The following is a 24854-nucleotide window of genomic DNA, read 5'->3' on the forward strand; positions in this document are numbered from 1 at the left end:
CGTGCGGGAGCCCGCCGAAGGGGTCCTTGCCGAAGTGGGGGAGTGATGGCACCGACGCACTCGACCGACGCGGGTCGGGGCATCGACCGCATCGAGCTCACCCGTATGTTCCTCTCCGCCACCGAGCCGACGGACGTGCTGGACGTCGTGGCCCGCGTCGTGTGCGAACGCACCGGCTTCCGCCGGTCGGTCATCCTCGACATCGACCCGGTCCGAGGTGTGGTGCGCGGTCGCTCGAGCCACGGCGTGGATCGTGAGAAGGTGGCGGCGGCTGGTGGGCCGGTCGGGGACTACCGGATCCTGGCTGAGCCCGCCGCCGCCCACCCGATCCGCATCCCGGCCCACGAGGTGGGCACACACGTGCCGCAGCACTGCCTGGACCTGTTCGACGTGCACGGTCCGATCGTCGCCCAGCAGCTGCGCAGTGACCGGCTCGGGTTGCTCGGCGTGGTCTTCTGCGACGGCGGCCCGAGGTCGACGTTCCGGGCCGGCCCCGAGGACCTGGCGACGCTGGCGGAGCTCTCCGAGGTCGCGGCGCTCGCGTTCCAGCAGGCGTTGCTGCTGCGGAGGTCGGTGTCGCTGCAGGAGCTGCGGGAGCGGTCCCGCATCGCGGCAGCGCTGCACGACGGGGTCACCCAGCAGCTGTTCGCGGCCACGCTGGAGGTGGCCGAGCTGCGCGCCGTCGCCGACCTCGACGACGGGGCGGTGGCCGTCGTCGACCGGATGGCCGACCGGCTCGGGACCGCGCTGCGGCAACTCCGGGCGGCACTGGTGGAGATCGCGAGCGGTGGCGTCCCGGACGATCAGGGGTCGCAGCGGCCCGGAGAACCGGTGGTGGACCGGCTGCGCGGTCTGCTGGGTGGGATCAACGCGGCCGGCGGTCCCCTTCCCGACCTGGACGTGTCGGGTGAGGGACCCGAGCCGGACCTCACCCTCGCCGACCTGCTCGTCCGGGCCGTCCGTGAAGGCGTCGCCAACGCCGGTCACCACGGACGAGCCACCCAGGTCGCCGTGCACCTTCGCCGTGGTGGCTCCTGGTGGACGGTGGAGATCGACGACGACGGGACGGGGGACGTCGCCGAGGTGCAGCGGATCCTGCGGTCCGTCCCGGGACGCTCCTTCGGGCTCCCGAGCCTGGCCAAGGAGTGCGCGCGCCTGGGCGGGCGGATCTGGGTCAGCCGCGCCCCCCGGCTCCGTGGGCTTCGTCTGGGCGTCGCGGTCCCGCTCGCCGCGGGCTGAACGACGGGCGGCCCCCCGGATGGGGGGAGCTAGTTCCCCCCATCCGTCGCCGTATCCCCCCCATCGCTCGCCCGTTGGGCCATTCGGGCGATCGTAACCGTGGATCACGGTTCTTGATCGCGAACCTGCGGCGGGTTCCGCCCCCCACTCGCGATGCCTCCATCTGATCGTCAGGAAGGACGACAACCGTGAGTTCCCCTACGGTCGTTCCGGTTCCCCGGGAATCAGCACGACGCAGAATCTCCCTCCCGCGCAACCCGTTCAAGGGGCTGGAAGGCCCGCTGGTGCAGGCCGGCGAGATGACCCGGCTCCTGCTCCAGGTGCTCTGGATGGCGGTCCGGCACCCCCTGGGCTACTGGGGCGAGGTGCGCGACCAGATGTTCGACATCCTCAAGCTGTGCTGGATCCCGATGGCGGTGTCGTGCACGGCTTTCGGCCTGGGAGCCCCCGGCCTGCAGGGCGGCAACCTGTTCAGCCTCTTCGGTATCCCGGAGCGGCTCGGCTCGTTCTTCGTCATGGCGAGCGTGCGGGAGTTCGCACCGTGGGTGAACGCCATGGTCGTCGCCGGTGTCGTCGGGACGGCGATCACCGCGGACATCGGCGCACGCCGCATCCGTGAGGAGATCGACGCCATGGAGGTCCTCGGCGTCGACCCCATCCGCACCCTGGTCCTGCCGCGGGTGGTGGCGCTGTTCTTCATGACCGGCCTGCTCGACCTGGCCGCCATCCTGTTCGGCCTGCTCGGTGGGTACATCGCGGCGGTCCCGATCCTCGGGGCGAACCCCGCGGCGTTCGCCGACAGCCTCTTCGCGAACCTGTCGACGACCGACGTCTGGGGAAGCGTCGTCAAGACCGCCCTCTTCGGCCTGATCATCGGCGTCGTGTGCTGCTACAAGGGCCTCAAGGCCAGCGGCGGGCCGATCGGCGTCGGCAACGCGGTGAACCAGGCCGTCGTCATCGCCTTCGCCGCGATCTGGATCTTCAACATGGTGTTCACCACGATCCTGCTCGGGCTGAACCCCGACATCCAGGTCTACAAGTAGAGGAGCGCGTGCCATGACCAGCACGATGGACCGTCCCGGCCCCGGGCGCGCCGCCTCCGGCCCGACCGAGCAGGGCCCGAAGGTCAGCCTCGGCGGGCAGAAGGTGAAGGACGCCCTCGCCACGGGCGGTGAGATCGCCCGGTTCTCGACGCGGATCATCCGCGACCTGCCCGACGTCCGGCACTACGCGTCGGAGGTCTTCCGGCAGTCCGGCGTCCTGATCATCTCCAGCGGCCTGATCATCTGGCTGATGATGTTCGTCATCGGGTACCAGTGCGGCCTGGAGGCGAACTACACGCTCAAGCAGATCGGCGCGCCGCTCTACTCGGGCATCTTCTCGGCATGGTGCGCCATCCGCGAGATGGGTCCGTACATGTGGGGCTACATCCTGGCGGCGAAGGTCGGCTGCGGCCTCGTCGCGGAGCTGGGCTCCATGCGCATCTCGGACGAGATCGACGCGATGGAGGTCATGGGCGTCCGGTCCCGCAGCTACCTGGTGGGTACCCGGATCCTCGCCACCTGGATCGCGATGCCGTTCCTCTACGTGGTCGGCCTCGGCATCATGTACATCGCCGAGTACCTGACCGTCGTCATCCAGCTGGGCGGGGTGTCGGAGGGTGGCTACTCGTTCATCTTCTGGCTCTACCAGAACCCCCTCGACTTCCTCTATTCGCTGACGAAAGTCATGGCGATGGGCACGGTCATCATCTTCGTCGGCTGCTTCTACGGCTACAACGCCAGCGGCGGGCCGGTCGGAGTCGGCCGGAACACCGCGAAGTCGATGATGCTCAACATGGTCCTCATCCACGTCGTCGGCGTTCTCGGGACCCAGTTGTTCTGGGGACTGTCGGCCAACGCGCCCATCGCCAACTGATTCCGTTCCACCCACACCAGGGGCGACGTCGCCCCGAACCGGAGGATCTCGATGCACCCGCGACCCGAACCAGTCGGTGTCCACGGTCCCGCCGGCCGGCACGGCCCGCGGGGCGTCCAGCACCAGGCCGACGGGCCGGCGCCGATGTCGGTACGCAACCTGCACAAGGCGTTCGGGTCGTTCAAGATCCTCCGGGGCCTGAACCTGGAGTTCCATGACAACGCGATCACCACGATCCTGGGACCGTCCGGCACGGGCAAGAGCGTCCTCATCAAGCACCTGGTCGGGCTCCTGGAGCCCGACCAGGGCGAGGTCGTCATCTTCGGCCAGGACATGTGGCGGATCAGCGAGCGTGAGCGCTACGAACTGCGCAAGCGGTTCGGTGTCCTCTTCCAGGACGGCGCTCTCTTCGGGTCGATGAACATCTACGACAACACGGCCTTCCCGCTGCGCAAGCACACCGACAAGTCGGAGAAGGAGATCCGCGACATCGTGATGTCCAACCTCGTCGAGGTCGGACTCGAGGCGGCGGTCTCCAAGTACCCGAGCGAGGTGTCGGGTGGCATGCGCAAGCGCGCCGGCTTCGCCAGGGCACTGGTGATGAACCCCGACATCGTGCTGTTCGACGAGCCGGACTCGGGCCTCGACCCCGTGCGCACCAGCCTGCTCTGCGACCTGATCCTCAAGATCCACGCCGAGCACGGCGGCTGCTACATGATCGTGACCCACGACATCCGCTCGGCGCGGAAGGTCAGCGACTACGTCGGGTTGATCTGGAAGGGCGAGGTCATCCACTACGGCGATGCCGCCGGGGCCTTCGGGTCCGACGACCCGTTCGTCAGGCAGTTCCTCGCCGGGGACTCCGCCGGACCGCTGGGGATGGACTGACATGCGGCGGATCCTCGCCGCGGTCGTGGGCGCGCTCCTGCTGCTGGCCACCACGGCCGCCGGAGTCATCACCTTCAACGGGCCCTACCGGGTCGAGGTCGTCCTCGACAACGCGGCCAATCTCATCGAGGGCAGCCTCGTCAAGGTCAACGGCTTCGACGCGGGCCGCATCGAGGCCCTCGACGTCGTCGACGGGCGCGCCCGCCTGACCCTCGTCCTCGACCGTGAGTTCGCACCGCTGCACGACGGCGCCACCGTGACGGTGATCTGGAAGGCGCTGCTCGGCGAGCGGCTGGTCAACCTCACCGACGGGCCGGCGTCCAACGCCGAGATCCCGTCGGGCGGCATGATCACCGGCGCCCAGCCGGCCCCCGTGGAGCTCGACACGGTCCTCGCGGCGCTCGACGAGCCGACCCGGGAGGAGGTCAACGCGCTGATCCGCAGCCTCGAGGAGACACTGGACGGCAGCGAACCGGACCTCAACGCCACGCTGCGCACCGCCGGCCCGGCGGTCGGCGCCCTCGGCGACGTCCTGCGCGGTCTGGGCACCGACGGGGAGGCCGTCCGGCAGCTGGTCACCCGGCTGAACGAGACGATGGAGATCCTCGCGCGCCGCGACGGCGAGGTCTCGCGCGTGGTGGACCAGCTTGGCGGTGCCGTCGATCGGATCGTCGATCAGCGTGAGGCGCTCGGCGGCACCCTGACCGAGCTCCCCGGCACGCTGCGCCAGGCGCGGACGACGCTGGACGGCGTGCCCGGCACGGTCGAGGAGGTGACCCCGCTGCTCGACGCGCTGGCGCCCGCCACCGAGCGCCTGCCCGGGGTCGCGGCCGACCTGCGCCCGCTGCTCGCCGACCTCCGCCCGGCCGTCGCCGACCTGCGGCCCACGCTCGACTCGGCGTCGGAGTTGCTGCAGCTCACCCCGGGGCTGCTCGACAGCGGCTCGGTGACGGTGCCCGCGCTCGACGAGACGTTCACCGGTCTCACCCCGGCGCTGGACTTCCTGCGGCCCTACTCCCCGGAGCTCGCCGGCTTCCTGACGAACTGGAACTCGGCGAACGGCAACTTCGACCGCAACGGGCACTACGCCCGGATCTACGTCACCGCGGGTGCCGAGAACGTGAACGTCAACCCGGGCGTCCTCCCCCCTGGCACCACCAAGAACCTGGCTCCGCTGCCCGGAGAGCTGGTCGACCAGCCGTGGACGGACGCCTTCGGAGAGGGAATGCGATGAGGTCGTCCATGAGCAGGGCATTCGCGGTCGCCGTCGTCGCCGCGTTCGGCGCGACCGGCGCGATGAGCGGCCTCGCAGCGGAGAACCCGGCGAACCGCGGCATCGTCGTGGTGGCCGAGTTCGCCTCGGCCGGGCCGCTCCTCACGGGCAACGAGGTCAAGGTCGACGGCGTGGTCGTCGGCTCGGTCGGGGACACCGTCGTCGACGGCGACCACGCCGACGTGCTGCTGGAGCTCGACCCGGCCGCGATGCCGCTCTACCGGGACGCCCGGGCGACGATCCGCCCGATCAGCCTCCTCGGCGAGCGCTACGTCGACCTCGAACGTGGCACGCCGGGAACGGCGGAGATGGCCGACGGCGGGACGATCCCGCGCGAGCGCACGGCCACCAACGTCGACCTCGACGAGATCCTCAACACCATCGACGAACCGACGGGCGAGTCGCTCGCCTTCCTCGTCACGACCCTCGGCGACGGCCTGCGGGACAACGGCGGCAACGTCGACGCGGCGCTGCGGGCCCTGACCCCGGCGCTGCGCGACACCGAGGGGCTCACCTCTGTGCTGGAGGACCAGAACGCCCTGCTCGGTTCGCTGGTCGACCAGGTGGAGCCGGTGGCGGGCGCGCTCGCCACGGACGACGGGCAGTCGCTCGACCGCCTCGTCGCCGCGGCCGACCGGCTGCTCGCGGCGAGCAGCCGTCAGCAGGAGCAGCTCGACCAGACCCTGGCGGAGCTTCCCGGAGCGCTGCGCTCGGCCCGCACCACCCTCGGCGAGCTCGCCGGCACCGCCCAGGAGACGACGCCGACGCTGCGCTCGCTGCGTCCGGTGACCGAGGACCTGTCCGAGATCTCCCGCGAGCTGATGACGTTCGCCGACTCCCTCGACCCGGCGCTGGCCCAGGCCCAGCCGGTGCTCGAGGAGGCCCGGTCGCTGCTGGAGCAGGCGCAGCCGGTGGCCGCGGACCTCCGTGCAGGTTCGCCGGACCTCCGGTCCGCCTCCGCGTCGGCGCGCCCGCTGGTGGAGGACCTGACCGCCAATCTCGACAACGTCCTCGACTTCGTCCGGTACTGGGCACTGACCACCAACGGTCACGACGGGATCTCCCACTACTTCCGGGCGCACATCATCGTGAACCAGGACACGGCCACCAGCCTCCTGCCCGCCGACGTACCGGTGCCGCCGCTGTTCGGCACCCCGCCGCCGATCGGCGGCGCGCAGCCGGGCAGCGACGTCCCGGGTACCCCCACCAGCCCGCCGGTCGGCGGGTCCCTGCTGCGGGCGCCGGGACCCGATGACGACGGCGCCACCGGACTCGACCCAGAACAGGAGCGCGGCATGCTCGGATCGCTGCTGGGGGGTGGGTCGTGAGAGGTCTGCTGAAGGCGTTCCACTCGCGCTCGTCGGCCCTGTTCATCGGGCTCGCGGTGGTGATCCTCTTCGTCGCGTCGGTGATCTTCGCGTTCTCGGCGCAGTACGGCATCCCCGGCGCCACGGTGACCATGGTCCGCGCCTCGTTCGACGACGTGGGCGCTCTGCGCCGCGGCGACGACGTGCGGATCGCGAGCGCGCGGGTCGGCACCGTCGACGACATCGAGTACTCCGAGGCCCTCGGCGCCGTCGCGGTCCTCAAGCTGGACGGCGAACGGCCGATCTACCGCAACTCCAGCGCGGCCACCGCCTCGGTCGGCGCCCGCTCCGCGCTCGGGCAGAAGTTCGTCGACCTCGACCCGGGCACGCCCGACGCCGGGCTCCTCGGCGCCGACGAGGTGATCCCGAAGCGGGTGACCCGCGGTGCGCAGGAGGTCAGCGACCTGTTCAACGTGTTCGACCCGGTCACCCGTACCGCGCTCGGGTCGACCCTTCGCGAGCTCGGCGGTGGCCTCGCGGGCCGCTCCGAGGATCTGGCCGACGCCTTCCGGACCGCACCCGACCTGCTGCCCGACCTGGGCACGGTGTCCCGGTCCCTGAGCGCCGAGGACGGCACCGACCTCGTCGGGCTGCTGCAGTCGGCGGAAACCCTCGCCGGCCGCTTCGCGGGCCGCGAACAGGAGATCGCCTCCCTCATGACGAACCTCAGCACCACGCTCGACGCGGTGGCCGTGGACGGGGCCGCGCCGTTCGAACAGACGCTGCAGCAGGCCCCCGGCACGCTGCGCGACGTCCGCGGCGCGCTGGACACGCTCAACGGGCCGCTCGCCGACACCCGCCTCGCCGTGACCGACCTGCGGCCCGGAGCCGAGGCGCTCGGTGCGGCCACCCCGGACGTGCGCGGAGTCCTGCGCGAGGCCGTCACCCCGCTGGACCGGGTGCCCGGGGTCAGCGACGTCGCCGAGCCCGCGGTCGTCGACCTCACCGGGCTGATGTCCGACGCGAGGCCGCTCACCCCGCGGCTGGTGCAGACCCTGCGCGATGCCGCGCCCCTGCTCGCCGACGTGGCACCGTTCTCCCCGGAGATCTCGCACTTCTTCACCAACGCGACGAGCGCTCTGAGCGGCGGGGACGCGGCCGGGCACTGGCTGCGGTTCTTCCCGATCGTCTCGGCCGAGACGGCGTCCGGAATCCTGCCGGTCGAGGACCCCACCGTCGCCCGCAACGGCGACCCCGAGCCCGGCGAGCTCGAGACCGACCGCAAGCCGCTGCCACTGCTGGGAGAGCGCAACTGATGGCCGCCATCGACTCGCTGCGGCGCCGCAGGCCGCTGTCCCCGCTGGGGATCGGGATCGTCGTCGTGATCGTCCTGCTGGTTCTCGGGGTCGCGCTGTTCGCCAAGGCGCAGATCCTGACGACGCTGAGCCCGGGCGACACGATCCGGGCGAACTTCGCCGAGGACTACCGGATGCGGCCGTACCAGACCGTCGTCAAGATCGCCGGGGTTCCGGTGGGCCTCGTCACCGGCGTCGAGCGGGCCGACGACGGCTCCGCGCTGATCTCCATGAAGCTGGACCCGGGGGAGAAGGACAAGCTCGGCTCGGCTCCGTCGGCGGCGATCCGCCCGACCACCCTGCTCGGGGGCAACTACTACCTGGAACTCGAGCCCGGTGGTGACCGCGGCCCTCTGCGGGGCGACATCCCCCTGGCGCTCACCGAGCTCCCGGTGGAGCTCGACAAGGTGGCGCTGGCGCTGCAGCCCGACGCGCTCGCCGGTCTGCAGAACACCACGGGGTACCTGGACGAGACGCTGTCGTCGGGCGGGTCGGAGGCGTTGCGCGATCTCGCGCGGACCGCGCCCGGCACGCTGGGCCCGGCCGCGGGCGTGCTGAGCTCCGCGCTCGGCACCCGGCCCGAGACCGACCTGACCGAGCTGGTGCAGGGTCTGGAGTCCGCGTCCCGCGCCCTGTCGGAGACCAACGGCCAGCTCGACGACGTCGTGATCGGCCTCGACTCGCTGTCCGGGGTGCTCGACCGGCGCGGCGGGGACATCGCCGAGTCGCTGCGGGGCATGCCGGAGACCCTGCGGATCGCCACCACCGGTCTGCAGGACCTCGACGGCACGCTGGCCGAGCTGCGCGACACGGCCGGTCCCGCCCTGCCGATCGTCGAGGAGCTCGACGACCTCCTCGAGAGCGCCGACCCGGTGCTGGCGGAGGCCCGCCCCGCCGTCGCCGACCTCCGCGCGCTGCTCGTCGACGCCCGCCCGCTGGTGGACGGTCTGATCCCGGCGACAGAGGAACTGACGACGGTGCTGGACAACCTGGAAGGTCCGGTTCTCGACCGGGTCAACGGTCCCGTGCTCGACACGGTGAACTCGGGCTTCACCGGCACCGGTCCCTACGAGGGCGGTGGTGGGGAGAACCCGCTCTACACCGAGCTCGGCTACATGGTGACCAACCTCGACAGCGCCTCGGCGCTCACCGACGAGAACGGCGCCGTCATCGGCTTCAACCCCGGCGTGAACGGCGGCAGCGTCGCCGGCCTGCCCGGGGTCAGCGTGGAGCAGCTGTTCGCCAACCTCGCTCAGTTCCAGGAGATCCAGCGATGAGCACAACCAGTCGGGCGCCGGGACGGCTCGCCGTTCTGTGGGCGCGCACGCGCAGCGAGCCCGGCCTGTTCCGCAACGTCGCCATCATGGCGGCCCTGGTCGTACTGGGCACGGCCGTCGGTGGCTACATCCTGAGCCAGCAGCGGTTCAACCCACCGTGGCAGGCCGACCTGATCTTCGACGCCACGTTCGAGGCGACCCCGGCGATCAGCCCGGGCAACGGGCAGGAGGTGCGGATCGCCGGCGTCGCGGTCGGGGACATCCGGGAGGCGTCGGTGTCCGACGACGGCAACGCGGTGCTCACCCTGGCCGTCTCGGAGGACTACCCGGTCTACGACAACGCCCGCGTCGTGCTCCGGCCGAAGAGCCCGCTCAACGAGATGTACGTGGAGATCGACCCGGGCGGTCCGCCCGGGGTGCCGCTGGAGGACGGGGACGTGCTCCCGGTCGGGCGGTCGACGGCGCCGGTGCAGATCGACGCCGTGACCGGGCACCTGGACGACAACGCCCGCTACGCGCTGACCAGCCTCCTCTCGGAGTCCGACACGGCACTGGCCAACGCGCCGTCGACCCTGCCGGACGGGTTGCGAGGCGCCGACGCGGTGCTGACCGACCTGCAGCCGGTCGTCGCCGAGCTCGACACCCGGCGGGAACGGATCGCCAGCCTGGTCACCGCACTGAGCCGGATCTCCTCGGCGCTGGGGCGCGACGACGAGCGGATCTCCCGGCTGGCCGACAGCCTGCAGACCACGCTGACGACGGTGGCCGGGCAGAGCGGGCCCCTCGAGGACGCCCTCGGGCAGCTGCCCGACCTCAACACCCAGCTGCGCGCCGCCACCCTCGGGGTGACGGAGCTCGCCGGGGAGCTCGACCCGGCTCTCGTCGAGATCCGGGAGGCGTCCGACGTGCTGCCGGACGCGCTGTCGCGTACCGACGACTCGGTCGAGCAGCTGGACACGACCCTCGACGTGCTGACCCCGGTCCTCTCCTCGGCGCGGCCGGTGGTGGGTGACCTGCGGCCGGTGGTGAGCGACCTCGACGCCGCGCTCGACGACCTGGTCCCCGTCTCCGAGCGCCTGGAGCCGGTGACCGCGGGCCTGGTCCCGTACCTCACCGACCTGCAGGCCTTCGTCTACAACACGAACTCGGTGGTCAGCCTGCGCGACGCCAACCGCGGGATCCTGCGCGGCCTGCTGCAGGTGTCGCCGACATCGCTCCCGCTCCCGCTCCAGGGTCTCGCGACCCCGACCCCCCGTTAGGTACCGACGATGCGCATCCCTCTCGCCCTGGTGCCGATCCTGCGCACGGTCGTCGTCGCGGGCTTCGTCGCCGCCACCGCCGCGGTGTTCGCGTTCCTCTGGACGAACGCGGGTGGTTCCCTCCCGCTCGTCACCCAGGCCGGGTACCGGGTGACCCTGGCCATGGACGACGTCGACAACCTCGTGCCGCAGTCCGACGTGCGGCAGGCCGGCGTGGTGATCGGCCGGGTGCAGGACGTCGAGGTCGAGGACGGGTCGGCGGTGGTCACCCTCGACCTCGACGAGGAGGCGGCCCCGCTGCACGAGGGTGCCGTCGTCACCATCCGGAACAAGACCCTGGTCGAGGAGACCTACGCCGACGTCACCGACGGCACCGGGCCGGAACTGGCCGACGGCGCGATCCTGCCGGAGGGCTCGGGACGCCCGAGCGTGCAGCTCGACGACGTGCTGACCAGCCTCGACCAGCCCACCCGCGAGTCACTCAGCAGCACCATCCAGTCGGCGTCGCTCACCACCGACGGGGCTCGGGAGGAGATCGCGGACGCGGTCGCCGGGCTCGGCGCGCTGGGGCGTGAGGGCGGCGACGCCCTGGACGCCCTCGCCGCCCAGTCCGAGGACCTCGCCCAGGTGACCGGGAACACCACCCGGCTGCTGCGGGCCCTCGACGTCGGGCAGGGGCGGATCACCGACCTGGTACGGGACGCCGACCGCATCACCCAGGTCGTGACGGACAACCGGGCGGACCTGGAGGCCGTGCTGCGCGAGCTCCCCGGGGTGCTGACCTCGGCGCAGAACGCCAGTGGCTCGCTGACGACACTGGCCGGTTCGCTGGCCCCGGTGGCGGCGAACCTGGAGGCCGCCGCACCGGACGTCGCCGCCGCGCTCCGGGAGCTCCCGGAAACCTCCGCGGACCTGCGCGGCCTGCTGCCGTCGTTGGACACCGCGCTCGAGCGCGCGCCGGACACCCTCGTGCGGGTGGAGGGGTTCAGCGACGCCACCCGTGAGCTGATCCCGACCTTGCAGGTCAACCTGTCCGACCTCAACCCGACGCTCGGGTACCTGCGGCCCTACGGCAAGGACACGGCCCTGTGGTTCGCGGGTCTCTCGCAGACCCTGGGTGTGTCGGCCGACGGCAACGGCACCGCCCTGCGGGCGTTCGTGGTGGTCAACGAGAAGTCGGTCAACCAGCCGCTGGACACCCAGTTCGGCCCGCTGGAGAAGTACAACCCGTACCCCGAGGCGGGCGCCAACTCCGACCCGCGTCGCAGCTTCGAGGGCCCCTACCCGAGGATCGAGGAGGAGCCGGTCCCGGAGAACTGACGGCGATGTCGTACGCGGGGGAGGTCCGGGGGATCCCCGGGCCTCCCCGGCGTGTGTGTGAGGAGAGGGAGCGATGACCGAGTCGAGGTGCACGGCGTGACCGGCGACGACGAGACGCCCGGCCGCCCCCGGTCCACGTTCCCCACCGCCGTCGCGCGCGGCGTCGCGTCCCGTGTCGTGCGGCGGCGGGCCGTGGCGGTGCTGCTGCTGATCGGTGTGGTCGCGGCCGTGCTCGGCGGGCTGCTCCGGCTGCGGGTCGACACGGGTGTCGAGTCGTTCGTCGCCGCCGACGACCCGGCGGCCCGCGCCCTCGCCGAGGTCGGGTCCTCGTTCGGCGGTGACCCCGTGGTGGTGCTGTTGGAGTCCGCCGAGCCGCGGTCGCTGCTCTCCGCCGACTCGCTCCCGGCCCTGCTGCAGCTGGAAGGCGCGCTGTCGCGCACCCCGGACGTCGCCTCGGTCTACGGTCCGGCGACCGTGCTCAACCAGGTGGCGGCGCGGGCCCAGGAGCTGCTCGCCGAGCTGTCGGGCTACCGCGACGGCGTCCGGGCGGCCGCCGCCGAGGAGGCCGCGTCGAGCGGCGCGTCCCCCGCAGCGGCGGAGGAGGCCGCCCGGCGGGCCGTGGCGGAGTTCGACCAGCGCTACGGCGCCCTCATCGTCCAGGGACTCCCGGCCGGGCTCCCGACGCTGCGCAACCAGCAGTTCGTCGACTCGGTGATCTTCGACGAGGCGGGGGAGCCCCGGCCTCGATGGCGCTTCGTGGCGCCCGAGGCGTCCGCCGCGGTCGTGCTGGTCCGGCCGCGCCAGGACCTCGAGCAGTCCGGGCTGGAACGCCTCGTCGCCGATGTCCGGGCGACGGTCGACGCCTCGGGACTCGACGTCGAGCGGGTCACCGTGTCGGGCGTGCCGACCGTCGCCGCGGCGCTGGGCGAGCGGGTGCGGACCGAGGTGCCCCTGCTCGGCACGGTGGCGCTGTTCGCCGTCGGCGCATGGTTCCTGGCGATGCGATGGACCGGCCTGCGGCACCGCGCCCTGCCGCTCGTGGCCACCGCGGTGGCCACGTCGCTCACACTGAGCGCGTTCGGCTGGGCCGACCGGCCGCTCTCGCTCGGGGTCATCGCGTTCCTGCCCGTGCTCATCGGGGTGGGCAGCGACTTCACGACCTACCTGGCCACCGGCACATCGCGCCGGCTGGTCCTGGTCGTCGGCGCGGCCACGGCGGCGAGCTTCGGCGCGCTCGCCGCGAGCCCGATCCCGACCGTCGCGGACCTGGGGGTGACCCTCGCCGTCGGGATCGCGGTCGCGGTGCTCACCGGCCTGGCCGTCACCTGGCGGCAGCGCGCCGGGCTGCCGGCACCGGCGGCGGTCCCGCCCGAGCCCGCCGGATCGGGCCCGTCCGTGGCACCGCGCCGCCGGCCGTGGGCGCGCGTCGCGGCCGGGGTTCTCGCCGTGTCCCTCGCCGCGCTGGGCTGGGCGGGGCTCGGCGACCTCCCCCTGCGCGCGGACCTCCAGGGGTTCGCGGGCGGGCTGCCCGTCCTCGACGACGCCGACCGCGTCGAGGACGTGCTGGGATCCAGCGGGGAGTTCACGATCGCACTCTCCGGCGGCGGCGTCGCGACCCCGGAGGCGCTCGCCTGGATGCGTGCCGCGGACGAGGCCGTGATCACCGCGGAGGGCGACCGGCTGCGTCGGATCATCTCGCCCCCGGCCCTGCTCGGGTTCCTCGGCGCGGAGCCCACCGACGGCCAGCTGGAGTCCGCCCTGCGGCTGCTTCCCCGGTACCTGACCAGCAGCGTCGTCAACTCGGACCGGTCGCTGGCCGTGATGACCTACGGGACCCGGCTGGACGACGCGGAGCAGCTGCTCGACCTGCGCGAGTCGGTGCGCTCGGTGCTCCCGCCGCCGCCCCGTGGCATGGAGGTGGCCGTGACGGGCCTGCCCATGGTCGCGGTCGGCTCGTACGAGCAGATCTCCGCCGACCGGTACCTGTCCAACCTCGCCGGGATCGTGGTGGCCGGGCTGGTGCTCGCGATCGGCCTGCGCCGGCGTGCCGACGCGCTGCTGGCGGTCGCCGCAGCGGCGCTGGCGACGGGTCTCGGGCTGCTCGCCGTGTGGATCAGCGGTATCGGGCTGACCCCGGTCACGGTGGCCATCGGATCGTTGACGGCCGCCGTCGGCTGCGAGTTCACGGTGCTGTCGGCGGAGGCGGCACGGCGGGGCGACCGGTCCCTGCGTCGCGCGGTCGTCCTCGCGGCCGCCGCGTCCGCCACGGGCTACGCCGTGCTCGTCCTCTCCCAGCTGTCCGTCGTGGCGGAGTTCGGGGTGCTCCTGGCGCTGTCGGTCGGGGTCGCCTACGGGTCTGCCGTGTTCGTCGTCTGGGCGACCCGAACCCCGGGAGCCCTGCCCGCGTTGAGCAGGGTGGACCGTGACGAGCGTCTCGTGGGAGTGCGATGATGGGCAAGCAGGCTGGCGCGGAGGTCGACGAGGACGCGCGCGACGTGGTCGGTGCGGGCGCGACCCGGTCGTCGTCCGACGGCGCCGGCTCCCCGGCCGGGGCCGCGCGGGAGCGGGCCGAGCCCGCCGGGGCGGCGCCGGCGGACGGTGCCGTTCCGGAACCCGACGCCGCCATGGACGACGGCGCAGCGGCGGGCCGGCCGATCGACGACGATGCCGGTTCCGACGGCGCCGGTTCCGAGGATGCCGGAACCGGCGAGCCCGGGACTGCGGAGCGGGCCGACGCGGACCCGGCCCCGGTCGACCTCGCGGCGGACCCGGTCGACCCCGCCGCGGCGGACGGTGCCGGGGTCCGTCGCCGGCTGCGGCTGCCCGTCAGTGGCGGACGCCTGGTCGCGGCGGTGGTCGTCGTGGCGCTGCTGGTCGCGGCGTCGGGCGTGTTCTGGTGGCGGGCCACGGCCTTGCCTGCCGATGCCGCCTACCGCCTCGACGGGCGGGTCGTCACGGTCGACGAGCTCGACCAGCGGCTCGTCGCCCTGCGCGCGCTGTACGGGGTGGAGGCCCCGGACGACCCGGCGGCGGCGGACGGATTCCGCCGGGACCTCGCCCGGTCGGTCGTGCTGAGCGACATCCTCGACCGCGAGGCGGCTGACCGCGCGATCGTGGTGGCCGACAAGCAGGTCACGGACACCCGGGACCGCTACATCGAGGAGCAGTTCGGTGCGGGGGGCCGTGAGGCCTACGTGCAGGCGCTGGCCAACGTCGGGACGTCCGACGCCGCGGTGCTCGACGAGATCCGCCGCCAACTGACGGTCGGCCGGCTGATGGAAGCGGTCGTCGGTCGGATCGAGATCAGCGACGACGAGCTGCGCGCGGCGTACGAGGAGCGGCAGGGCCGGCTCGGCACGCCCGAGCGGCGGACCCTGCGCAACATCGTCGTCGAGACCGAGCAGGAAGCCCGGCTCGTCGTCGACGAGCTCCGGGCGGGCACGCCCTTCGAGCAGGTGGCCGCGGCCCGCAGCCGGGACGCGAGCACGCGGGAGTCGGGCGGGCTGCTCGGTGAGCTCGGCCGCGCGGAGCTCGAGGGGCCGGTCGGCGAGGCGGCGTTCGCCGTCGCGCCGGGGGAGCTGTACGGGCCGGTGCAGGGCCAGTTCGGCTGGAACGTCGGGCGGGTGGACGCCGTGACCCCGTTCGTGCCCGCCGGGTTCGACCAGGTGGCCGAGGGTCTGCGGCAGGCGCTGGAGGTGGAACGGGGGATCGCGGTGTGGCGGGACTGGATCGCCGACCGGCTCCGCGACGCCGACGTGGACTACGCCGAGGAGTACCGTCCTGCCGACCCGGACGCGCCGCCGCCGTTCGGTGCGCCGGCCGCTCCCGCGCCGGCCGCTCCGCGATGACCGCCGCCGTCGACCTGGTGGCGTCGGTGGTGCTCGGCGGCATGGTGTTCCTGGTCGGGCTGTGGGGCAGGCGCAACGCCGACTCGCTCCTGCCGCCCACCCTCCCGGAGCGGGACAGGGCACGCCGGGCCTCCGTCCACCGACGGGGGGCGCGGGCGTGCCAGGTCGTCGGCGTGCTGCTCGTCGGTGCCGGACTGCTGTCCGTGCTGTGGTGAGATCCGTGCCGGTGGACGAACCGGTGCGGCCGCGCCGGCCGAACCACGCGTCATGGTGGTGGACCGGAGCGGCGGGGTCACCGTGATCAGGCCTGGGCAGCGCCGGGCGAGCGACCCGGCGCGCATCCACTTCGAGGAGGGCCGCCTCTCCGCGGTTCTCGTCGACGACCACGAGCTCGTGCTCGAGGGGCTCGAGCGGACGCTCGCCCGGGACGCGATCGACGTCGTCGGCGCCTTCCTCGACGGGCAGGGCGCGCTGGACTACCTGTCCGGCGCGACCGCGGGCCCCACGCGGGTCGACCTCGCCATCGTCGACCTGCGGCTGGGGGATCGCTCCGGCCTGAGCCTGGTCGAGCAGGTGCGCAGCCTGCGCCCTGATGTCCGGGTCGCGATGTTGACGAGCTTCGAGGACCGGTCGGCCGCGGTATCGGCCGTGCGGGCCGGCGCCACCGGGTTCTTTCTCAAGGACTCCTCCTGCGGTGAGTTGTCGGCCGGCCTGCGCAGGGTGGCCGAAGGACACCTCGTCATCGACTCCCGGCTCGCGGCAGCCGTGCTGAACGGTGAGCGCGACCGCCGCCTCACCGAGCACGAGCTGTCGATCGTGGAGCTCGTGGCCGAGGGGATGACGAACCGCCAGATCGGCGCCGAGCTCCACCTGTCGGCCTACACCGTCAAGGAGTACCTCTCCCGGGTGATGCGCAAGCTCGGGACCACGACCCGCGCCGAGACCGTCGTGCGTGCCGTGCGGGAGGGCCTGCTGCCGGACCGCGAGCCGGGTGTGTGAGGACGTCAGGCTCACCAGGCCGGGAGGACCAGGCGCGCGACGAGTCCGCCCCCGTCGCGGGCGGACAGGGTCAGCTTGCCCCCCATCGTCGCGGTCAGCTCGCTGACGATCCACAGCCCCAGGCCCGATGTGCCGCGTCGGTCCCCCATGCTGACGTACTTATGGGTGACCAGACCCAGCTGGTCCTCCGACAGGCCCGGACCCCTGTCCCGGACCTCGACGACCAGATCCTTGCCCTGTCGGTCGAACTCCAGCTCCACCACCGCCGAGCCGCTGTGCCGTGCGGCGTTCTCGGCGAGGTTGCCGATCAGCCTGCGCAGTCGCTGAGGGTCCCCGTGCACCGTGAGGGCCGACGGCCGCACCACGATGGCCTGCCGCTCCGGTGGGAGTCCGGCCGCGGTGAGTGCGGCGACCGCCAGGTCGTGCGGCCGGATCATGCGGTTGCGGGCGGGTCCCAGCGCGGGGCCGTCGATGCGCGCGACGTCGGACACCCCGTCGAGCATCTCCTCGAGGTGCTCGACGTTCGCCCTGATGAGGTCGAGCGTGGGACTCGGTGCGTCCTGCGCCGCGGCTCGCGCGAGCGCGCCGAGCGACACGGCCGGCGCGCGGAACTCGTGCACGATCACCCGCAGACCGTCGAGGCGGGCCTGATGGGATTCCAGCAGCCGCCTGCGCAGGTCACGCTCCTCCACCAGCGCGTCGCGCTCGGCGATCGTCTCGGCCTGTGCTCGGGCCACGGCCCGGTACTGGCGGTCCAGGCGGCGGACGAATACCCCTGCCAACGCTGCCACGGCCGCAAGGTAGAAGGTCCACCACAGACCGGTCACGACGCGATCGACGGGGGGCACGGCCGGGGTGCTCCCGAGGACGCACGCCGCGGTGTACGCGGCGCCCACCAGCAGCGCGAAGGTCTCGCTGCGGCGGCGCTCGGTGCGCAGGCTGTTCGCGATGACGACCAGGGGCAGCACCGCGACGGCCAGGCTCGACGCGCCGCCGGTGAGGCCGACGGCCAGCAGCGACAGCACCGCGTCGGTCCCCGAGACGATCACCGGACGGGGACCGGTGCGACCCACGACGCGGGCCGCCGCGAGCAGCAGCGCGTAGAGCGCGGCGACGGCGACGAGGGCCAGGACGACGCCCAGCGGGGCCCGCCTGCTGACGTCGGTCTGCACGGCGAGCACGCCGAGGGACGCGACGACCCCGACCCGGATCGCCAGGACGATCAGGTCGTCCGGCCGGTCCCGGTCCGGCGGTGTCGGGCCCGGAACGGCGCCCGCGGGGTCAGCGGGCATCCGGCGCGGCGAGGAAGCGGTGCGCGCTCGGCAGGACGGAGGCCACCGCGGCGACGAGGACGAACACGGCGACGGCGTGCAGGCGGCCGTCCCAGGCGAGCACGACGCCGGTGACGATACCGAGCCCGACGAGGGCGAACCTGGCCCACCCGCGGCCGGCGAGCAGCGCGGCGGTCAACGCGATGGTCGCGACCGCCGCGACGATCGCGATGGCGGGCGTGGAGGCGAGCGCGGGCGGCCCGCTGACGACGTCGGGGCCGAGCTGTCCGGCGATGCGGTCGGCCTCGGGTTCGCGGCGGTTGGCCGCCAGCGCGTCCGTCGCGGCATAGACGTCGACGACCACGACCCCCAGCCATGCGGTCGCGGCGAACCAGAGGCTGGCGGGGATGCCCCGGGTCGGTTGCTGGCGAGGCGGAACGGCCCCGCCGCTGGGCGATGTCATGCTCAGAGGGTAGGGCCGCCGTCCCCGGACGGCACCGCCCGGCCCGGGGTCGGGCTGGCCCAGTCGGGCCATCGTTGGCGCGAGCGGCCCGATGACTCGCCGAGAGATCGTTGTGACGATGTGCACAGCATCTCGACGGTGAGGAGTTGTCGATGAAGACGAAGGCAGCGGTGCTCTGGGGACTGGGCCAGAAGTGGGAGGTCGAGGAGATCGACCTCGAGCCGCCCGGCCCCGGTGAGGTCCTGGTCAAGCTGACCGCGAGCGGCCTGTGCCACTCCGACGAGCACCTCGTCACGGGCGACCTGCCGTTCCCGCTGCCCGTGGTGGGCGGCCACGAGGGCGCGGGCACGATCGTCGAGCTGGGGGCCGGGGTCGAGGACCTCGAGGTCGACGACCCGGTCGTGCTGACCTTCCTGCCGTCCTGCGGGCGTTGCTCCTACTGTGCTCGGGGCATGACCAACCTCTGTGACCTGGGCGCGGCGGTGATGATGGGCCCGCAGCTCGACGGGGGCTACCGCTTCCACGCCCGTGGCGAGGACATCGGGCAGATGTGCCTGCTCGGCACGTTCTCCGAGTACACCGTCGTGCCGGTCGCCTCGGTGGTGAAGGTCGACCAGGGCACGTCGCTGGACAAGGCCGCGCTCATCGGGTGCGGCGTCACCACCGGCTACGGGAGCGCGGTGCGCTCCGCCGAGGTGCGCGCCGGCGACACCGTGGTGGTGCTCGGGGCCGGTGGCATCGGCATGAACGCCATCCAGGGCGCGCGCATCGCGGGAGCCCGCTACATCGTCGCCGTCGACCCGGTGGAGTACAAGCGCCGGCGGGCCGTCGAGTTCGGGGCCACGCACGTCGCCGAGTCCGCCGACGCCGCCTGGGAGGTCGTCAGCGGCCTGACCCGCGGTCAGCTCGCCGACGCCTGCATCGTGACGACCGGTGTGGCCGAAGGGGCCGAGACCGGCTCGGCGCTGGCCCTGGTCGGCAAGCGCGGCCGGGTGGTCATCACGGCGATCGGTCACCCGGAGGAGTCGACGATCACCGCGTCGCTGCTGGAGATGACGCTCTACGAGAAGACGATCAAGGGGGCCCTCTACGGGTCGTCCAACGCCCAGCACGACATCCCACGCCTGCTGGAGCTCTACAACACCGGACAGCTCAAGCTCGACGAGCTGATCACTCGCGAGTACCGGCTCGAAGAGATCAACCAGGGATACGACGACATGCGGGCCGGGCTGAACATCCGCGGCCTGATCCGCTACTGACCATCGACACCGAACCCGCCCGACCCACCCGAAGGAGACCGGAGATGGCCATCGACCGGATCATCGAGCACAACAAGCGCAACGGCTGGGGCAGCCTGTCCCACAACGGCCTGCGCATGGAGTCGTTCTCGATGCGGCTGTTCCGCAAGGGCAACAAGAAGTTCTGGAATCCCGAGGACATCGACTTCTCCCGGGACCGGGCCGACTTCGAGGCGATGACCGAGGACGAGCAGCGGATGACGCTGGTGCTGGCCTCGCAGTTCATGGCCGGTGAGGAGTCCGTCACCCAGGACATGCAGCCCTTCGCCCACGCGATGGCGGCCGAGGGCCGGCTCGCCGACGAGGCCTACATCACGCAGTTCGTCTTCGAGGAGGCCAAGCACATGCAGGCCTTCCGGTTGTGGTTCGACGCCATCGGTCAGAGCGCCGATCTGCACAACCACGTCGAGTACAGCCCTGCCTACGACACGATCTTCAAGCAGGAGCTGCCGAAGTCGATGTTCGCCCTCATGGAGGACCCGACGCCGGCGAACCAGATCCGGGCGTCGGTGACCTACAACCACGTCGTCGAGGGCACACTCGCGCTCACCGGCTACTACGCCTGGGCCAAGGTGTGTGCGAGCCGCGACATCCTTCCCGGCATGCAGCGCCTCGTGAAGCTCATCGGCGACGACGAGCGCCGCCACATGGCGTGGGGGACGTTCACCTGTCGCCGCCACGTCGCCGCCGACGACCGCAACTGGGACGTCGTCGACGAGCGCATGCAGGAGCTCCTGCCGCCCGCGCTGCAGCTCATCGTCGCCCTCTTCGACCAGTACGAGAGCGAGGGCAAGCCCGCGCCGTTCGGTATCTCGATCGACGAGATGAGCGACTACGCGCTGGACAAGGTGAACCGCCGGATGGAGTCCATCGAGAGCGCTCGCGGACGCGACGTCTTCGACATCGACGAGGACTACTCGCCGATGGAGATGGAGGATCGCTTCGGCGACGAGGACGAGCGCCAGATCAAGGCCACGCTGGTCGGCGCGAGCGCCTGACGACCGCGGCGGGGGGGGGGGGGGGGGGGGGGGGGGGCGGGCCCCCCCCCCCCCCCCCCCCCCCCCCCCCCCGACCGGTACCTGGCATGACGACGGCCCGCACCCCCTCGTGGAGAGGGGATGCGGGCCGTCGTCGTGCGCGGGGTCCTACAGCGTGGCGCGCAGGTGCTCGGCGATGTCGGAGATCTGGCCGAGCACGCCGTTGACGTAGCGCGGCGAGTCGTCGGTGGACAGCGTGCGGGCCAGCTCGACGGCCTCGGTGATCGCCACCGGGTCGTCGACGTCGTCCACCCAGAGCAGCTCGTAGACGCCGATCCGGAGCAGCCCGCGGTCGACGGCGGGCATCCGGTCGACGCTCCAGCCCTCGGCGTGCTCGGCGATCAGCTGGTCGATCCGCTCCAGGTGGGTGGCGACGCCCTCCACCAGCTTCCCGGCGTACTCCTGCACCGGGGGCGCGTCGTCGGTCTCCCGGCGGGCAACGAGCACCTCCAGCGGCGCCTCGGCGCGCGCCTCGGCCTCGAACAGGATGTCCAGGGCCCGTTTACGGGCCTTGGTGCGTGCGCGCACCTCAGCTCACGCGGCCGAGGTAGCGGCCGTCCCGGGTGTCGACCTTGACCCGGGTGCCGCTCTCCAGGAACAGCGGCACCTGGATCTCGGCGCCGGTCTCCAGGGTCGCCGGCTTGGTGCCGCCGGTCGAGCGGTCGCCCTGCAGGCCCGGGTCGGTGTGCGAGATGACGAGCTCCACCGAGGTGGGCAGCTCGACGAACAGCGGCTCGCCCTCGTGCAGCGACACCTGGGCGGAGGCGTTCTCCAGCAGGTACCGCGCGGCGTCGCCGACGGCCTTCTCCGAGATCGGGATCTGGTCGAAGGTGTCGCTGTCCATGAACACGAAGTCGGCGCCGTCGCGGTACAGGTAGGTCATGTCGCGGCGGTCCACGGTCGCGGTGTCGACCTTGGTACCGGCGTTGAAGGTCTTGTCGACGACCTTGCCGGACATCACGTTCTTCAGCGTGGTGCGCACGAACGCACCGCCCTTGCCGGGCTTGACGTGCTGGAACGCCGTCACGGTCCACAGCTGGCCCTCGAGGTTCAGCACCAGGCCGTTCTTCAGGTCGTTCGTGGTCGCCACGTGCGCGCTCTCCTGATCGGGTGTCGGGGTCTGGCTGTCGGCACCGGGCGGCGAGTCACGCCGGACGAGCGGTGCGCCGGGCGCACCCACCCACGCGGGCGGTGCGCACCTGACGGACGAGGATACCGGCCGGGGCCACCTGCGAGGATGCCGGGTGGAGCTCGCGGGTGCGCGGGCGGTGCGCGGACGGACGGGGGTGCGGATGACGGTCCGGGTGGTGGTGGCCGACGACCAGGCGGTGGTCCGGGCCGGGCTGCGGACGGTGCTGGCGGCGGCGCCGGACATCGACGTCGTCGGGGAGGCGACCGACGGCGCCGCGGCGGCCGAGCTGGCCGAGTCGCTGCGCCCGGACGTCGTGCTGATGGACGTCCGGATGCCGGGGACCGACGGGATCGAGGGCACCCGGCGGATCCGGGCGCTGCGCGACCCGGCGATCCGGGTGCTGGTGGTCACCACGTTCGACCTGGACCGGCACGTCTACGACGCGCTGCGGGCAGGCGCGTCCGGGTTCGTGCTGAAGGACGTCGAGCCGGAGGACCTGCAGGTCGCGGTGCGCACCGTGCACGCAGGGCACGAGCTGTTCGCCCCGTCGGTGACGCGCCGGCTGGTCGGCTCGTTCGTACCGGCCCCCGCGGAGCCGGACACCGGACCCGCCGGGACGCTCACCGAGCGGGAGCGCGAGGTCCTCGCCCTGGTCGCGGCCGGCCTGTCCAACGCCGAGATCGCCGACCGGCTGGTGCTCGGCGGGACGACGGTGAAGACGCACGTGTCGAACCTGCTCGGCAAGCTGGGCCTGCGGGACCGGGTGCAGCTGGTGGTGTTCGCCTACGAGCACGGCCTGATCGGGAACGGCCCCGGGGACACCGGCGGCGGCGCGGGACGTGCGGGTGACCCGGGCCAGCGCTGATCCGGAGCCGGTGCCCGGGACCCGGGCCGGCGACCTCGCGCTGGCGGCGCTGGTGCTGCTGCTCGGCGCGCAGGAGCTCGTCTCGCTGTTCTCCGGCGATCCACTGGTCCGCGGGGTGCTGGCCGATCCGGCGGTCGCGGTCGTCGTCGGATCGGTGCTCGCCGCGGCGCAGGCCGCGACGATGCTGCTGCGCCGGCAGCGCCCGCGGGGCGCCTACCTGCTGATGGCCGCCCTGATGGCCGCGCAGCTCACCCTGGTCGGCGCGTTCGGCGTGTTCGGGTGGGGGTTCCTCGCGTTCGCCGTCGCGCGCTCGCCCGGGCGGGCCGCCGGCTGGCTGGTCCTTCCGCTGCCGGTCGCCCTCGCGATCCCCGCACTCGTCCGTTCCCGGGGGCTGCCGACCTCGCAGGAGATCGGCGAGCAGGTCGGGGCGGTCGTCGGGATGGGGCTCAACGCGGCGGCGCTGGTGCTGATCGGGGCGGTCACCGGGCGGTGGACGCGGGCCGCGGCCCGGCGGGCCGCCGAGCAGCGCCGGGAGACCGGGCGGCACCGGCGGGCGGCGGCGCTGGACGCCGAGCGGGCCCGGATCGCCGAGGAGATCGGCAGCGGGGTGCTGGCCGGGCTGCACCGGCTGGTCGACCGGGCGGCCCGGTTCGGCGACGCCACGCCCGGGCGGGCCGGGGTGACCGAGACCGAGCTGCGGGAGCTGCGCGGGCAGGCGCGGGCGGTGCTCGCCGCGATGCGCCGGGTGCTGGGGGTGCTGCGCTCCCCCGGCGACCCCGGCGACCCCGGCGACCCCGGCGACCCCGGAGACTCCGGGGACTCCGGGGACTCCGGGGACTCCGGCGCGACCGGTGGGCTCCGTGGCCGGGTCCCCCCGCTGCCGGACCGGGCCGGGCTGCTCACCCTGGGCGCGTTCCTCGCCGTCGCGGCGTTGTTCGCGACGGTGCCGGCGACGCTGCCCGCCGGGCTGACCGGCGACGCCCAGGTCGACCTGTTCCTGGGCCTGCTGCGGCTGCCCCTCACCGATCCGGCCGCCGCGCTCGTCGTCGCCGTGCAGTTCGCCGCGATCGCCTGGTGGCGGACCGCCCCGGTGCCCGCCCTGCTGGTGTCGGGTGCCGGATCGTTCGCGGCGGGCGGCCTGGGCGGGGCCAACCTGTTCGCCGAGATGGCCTGGAGCCTGCTCGTGTGGGGCGCCGCGACCCGGGCACCGGTGCTCCGCTCCGGGACCGCCACCGTCGTCTCGTCCGCGCAGGTCGCGATCGGCGGGGCGCTGTTCGGCACCTGGGAGCGGCTGGGCCCCGGCACGGCGACGGCGCTGTCGTTCCTCGCCGTCGTCCCGTTGTGGCTGGCCGGGGTGCTGGTCGGCAGGCACCGGCGGGCGACCGAGCAGCTGCGCCGGGAACGCGCCGACGCCGAGGACCGCGACGCCGTCGGCCGGGAGCGGCTGCGGATGGCCCGCGAGCTGCACGACGTCGTCGCCCACCACGTGTCCGCGATCGCCGTGCAGGCCGGGGCGGCCCGGATGGCGGCCGACCCGGCGGTGCGGGCCGAGGCGCTCGCGCACATCGCCGAGTCCGGCGGGCGGATCGCCGAGGTGCTGCCGGAGCTGGCCGGTTCCACCCCGGACCCGCACGGGCTGGTCCTCGACCCGGACGGCGTCGACCGGCTGCTGGCCCCGTCCCGGGAGGCGGGCCTGCCGGTGCACGCTGAGGTGAGCGGGAACCCGGCGGACCCGCCGGGTGACGCCGAGCTGTTCGCCCAGCGGATCGTCACCGAGGCGCTCACCAACGTGCTCCGGCACGCCGGCCGCTCGGCCACCACGGTGCGGATCGGGCACGGTCCCGCGGAGGTGACCGTCGAGGTCGCCGACGGCGGCCCGGTGACCGGGCACCGGCCCGACGACGCCGGTTCCGGGCTGGGGCTGGTCGGCATGCGGGAGCGGGTGGCGCTGCTCGGCGGCGAGCTGTCCGCCGGGCCGGACGGCCCGGGCTGGACGGTCCGGGCCACGCTCCCCCGCGGCCGGCTCGTCCCCGGGGACGAGACCGGCGGGCCGGTGATCTCGTCCGCGGCGCCGACGCGGGCGGACGGCGCCGGGCCCTAGCGTCG

At 73.2% G+C, this 24854-nt stretch carries 22 protein-coding genes; 18 read left to right on the forward strand and 4 right to left on the reverse strand.

Annotated elements, in window-relative coordinates:
• Positions 1-45: 45 nt before the first annotated feature.
• From ACVJO7_RS02940 to ACVJO7_RS03005, 14 genes are all read left to right on the forward strand, one after another.
• The gene (locus ACVJO7_RS02940; protein ID WP_491671598.1) at positions 46-1239 is read left to right on the forward strand and encodes a sensor histidine kinase; all 1194 of its coding nucleotides are present in this window, start codon (positions 46-48) and stop codon (positions 1237-1239) included.
• Between the two features lie 188 nt (positions 1240-1427).
• Positions 1428-2282, forward strand: a complete 855-nt coding sequence (locus tag ACVJO7_RS02945) for an MlaE family ABC transporter permease (RefSeq protein WP_491671599.1) — start codon at positions 1428-1430, stop codon at positions 2280-2282.
• A 13-nt stretch (positions 2283-2295) separates the two neighbouring features.
• Positions 2296-3156, forward strand: a complete 861-nt coding sequence (locus tag ACVJO7_RS02950; RefSeq protein WP_491671600.1) for an ABC transporter permease — start codon at positions 2296-2298, stop codon at positions 3154-3156.
• Positions 3157-3207: 51 nt separating this feature from the next.
• Positions 3208-4044 carry an ABC transporter ATP-binding protein gene (locus ACVJO7_RS02955; RefSeq protein ID WP_491671601.1) on the forward strand — a complete coding sequence of 279 codons (837 nt, stop codon included), beginning with the start codon at positions 3208-3210 and terminating at the stop codon, positions 4042-4044.
• Between the two features lies 1 nt (position 4045).
• Positions 4046-5278 carry an MlaD family protein gene (locus ACVJO7_RS02960; protein ID WP_491671602.1) on the forward strand — a complete coding sequence of 411 codons (1233 nt, stop codon included), beginning with the start codon at positions 4046-4048 and terminating at the stop codon, positions 5276-5278.
• Between the two features lie 8 nt (positions 5279-5286).
• The gene (locus ACVJO7_RS02965; RefSeq protein ID WP_491671603.1) at positions 5287-6645 is read left to right on the forward strand and encodes an MlaD family protein; all 1359 of its coding nucleotides are present in this window, start codon (positions 5287-5289) and stop codon (positions 6643-6645) included.
• Positions 6642-7940, forward strand: coding sequence for an MlaD family protein (locus ACVJO7_RS02970; protein ID WP_491671604.1), 1299 nt, complete (start codon positions 6642-6644; stop codon positions 7938-7940). Before ACVJO7_RS02965 ends, ACVJO7_RS02970 begins: the two co-directional genes overlap by 4 nt.
• On the forward strand, positions 7940-9256 hold the full coding sequence (locus ACVJO7_RS02975; protein ID WP_491671605.1) for an MlaD family protein: 1317 nt from the start codon (positions 7940-7942) through the stop codon (positions 9254-9256). Before ACVJO7_RS02970 ends, ACVJO7_RS02975 begins: the two co-directional genes overlap by 1 nt.
• A complete protein-coding gene (locus ACVJO7_RS02980) occupies positions 9253-10515 on the forward strand; it encodes an MlaD family protein (RefSeq protein ID WP_491671606.1) in 1263 nt (420 codons plus the stop codon). The genes ACVJO7_RS02975 and ACVJO7_RS02980 overlap by 4 nt, the downstream gene beginning before the upstream one ends.
• 9 nt (positions 10516-10524) lie before the next feature.
• Positions 10525-11835, forward strand: a complete 1311-nt coding sequence (locus ACVJO7_RS02985) for an MlaD family protein (protein WP_491671607.1) — start codon at positions 10525-10527, stop codon at positions 11833-11835.
• Positions 11836-11931: 96 nt separating this feature from the next.
• Positions 11932-14286: an RND transporter family protein gene (locus ACVJO7_RS02990; RefSeq protein WP_491671608.1), complete on the forward strand. Its 2355-nt coding sequence runs from the start codon at positions 11932-11934 to the stop codon at positions 14284-14286.
• Positions 14286-15683, forward strand: coding sequence for a peptidylprolyl isomerase (locus tag ACVJO7_RS02995; protein WP_491671609.1), 1398 nt, complete (start codon positions 14286-14288; stop codon positions 15681-15683). Before ACVJO7_RS02990 ends, ACVJO7_RS02995 begins: the two co-directional genes overlap by 1 nt.
• The gene (locus tag ACVJO7_RS03000) at positions 15680-15898 is read left to right on the forward strand and encodes a hypothetical protein (RefSeq protein WP_491671610.1); all 219 of its coding nucleotides are present in this window, start codon (positions 15680-15682) and stop codon (positions 15896-15898) included. The genes ACVJO7_RS02995 and ACVJO7_RS03000 overlap by 4 nt, the downstream gene beginning before the upstream one ends.
• An 82-nt stretch (positions 15899-15980) precedes the next feature.
• Entirely contained in the window at positions 15981-16682 is a 702-nt protein-coding gene (locus ACVJO7_RS03005; protein WP_491671611.1) for a response regulator, read from the forward strand.
• Positions 16683-16693: 11 nt separating this feature from the next.
• Here the strand turns inward: ACVJO7_RS03005 and ACVJO7_RS03010 are convergent, their stop codons facing one another.
• Both ACVJO7_RS03010 and ACVJO7_RS03015 read right to left on the reverse strand, forming a co-directional pair.
• A complete protein-coding gene (locus tag ACVJO7_RS03010; RefSeq protein ID WP_491671612.1) occupies positions 16694-17974 on the reverse strand; it encodes a sensor histidine kinase in 1281 nt (426 codons plus the stop codon).
• Complete coding sequence (locus ACVJO7_RS03015) at positions 17964-18416, reverse strand: hypothetical protein (protein ID WP_491671613.1); 453 nt, start codon at positions 18414-18416, stop codon at positions 17964-17966. Before ACVJO7_RS03015 ends, ACVJO7_RS03010 begins: the two co-directional genes overlap by 11 nt.
• Positions 18417-18568: 152 nt before the next feature.
• Between ACVJO7_RS03015 and ACVJO7_RS03020 the strand changes: the two genes are divergently transcribed.
• Both ACVJO7_RS03020 and ACVJO7_RS03025 read left to right on the forward strand, forming a co-directional pair.
• Positions 18569-19675: an NDMA-dependent alcohol dehydrogenase gene (locus ACVJO7_RS03020; RefSeq protein ID WP_491671614.1), complete on the forward strand. Its 1107-nt coding sequence runs from the start codon at positions 18569-18571 to the stop codon at positions 19673-19675.
• 44 nt (positions 19676-19719) lie between these two features.
• The gene (locus ACVJO7_RS03025; RefSeq protein ID WP_491671615.1) at positions 19720-20712 is read left to right on the forward strand and encodes a R2-like ligand-binding oxidase; all 993 of its coding nucleotides are present in this window, start codon (positions 19720-19722) and stop codon (positions 20710-20712) included.
• 147 nt (positions 20713-20859) lie between these two features.
• Here ACVJO7_RS03025 and nusB read toward each other — a convergent pair whose 3' ends face one another.
• Positions 20860-21279 (reverse strand): transcription antitermination factor NusB, encoded by a 420-nt coding sequence (gene nusB / locus ACVJO7_RS03030; protein ID WP_491671616.1) that lies wholly within the window; start codon positions 21277-21279, stop codon positions 20860-20862.
• A 1-nt stretch (position 21280) separates the two neighbouring features.
• Positions 21281-21841 (reverse strand): elongation factor P, encoded by a 561-nt coding sequence (gene efp / locus ACVJO7_RS03035; protein ID WP_344028320.1) that lies wholly within the window; start codon positions 21839-21841, stop codon positions 21281-21283.
• A gap of 202 nt (positions 21842-22043) precedes the next feature.
• Here efp and ACVJO7_RS03040 point away from each other — a divergent pair, with 202 nt between their 5' ends.
• Together ACVJO7_RS03040 and ACVJO7_RS03045 are read left to right on the forward strand one after the other, a co-directional pair.
• Complete coding sequence (locus ACVJO7_RS03040) at positions 22044-22748, forward strand: response regulator (protein ID WP_491671927.1); 705 nt, start codon at positions 22044-22046, stop codon at positions 22746-22748.
• On the forward strand, positions 22729-24849 hold the full coding sequence (locus tag ACVJO7_RS03045; protein ID WP_491671617.1) for a sensor histidine kinase: 2121 nt from the start codon (positions 22729-22731) through the stop codon (positions 24847-24849). Before ACVJO7_RS03040 ends, ACVJO7_RS03045 begins: the two co-directional genes overlap by 20 nt.
• Positions 24850-24854: the final 5 nt, after the last annotated feature.

Source organism: Pseudonocardia sp. DxW (assembly GCF_058448985.1).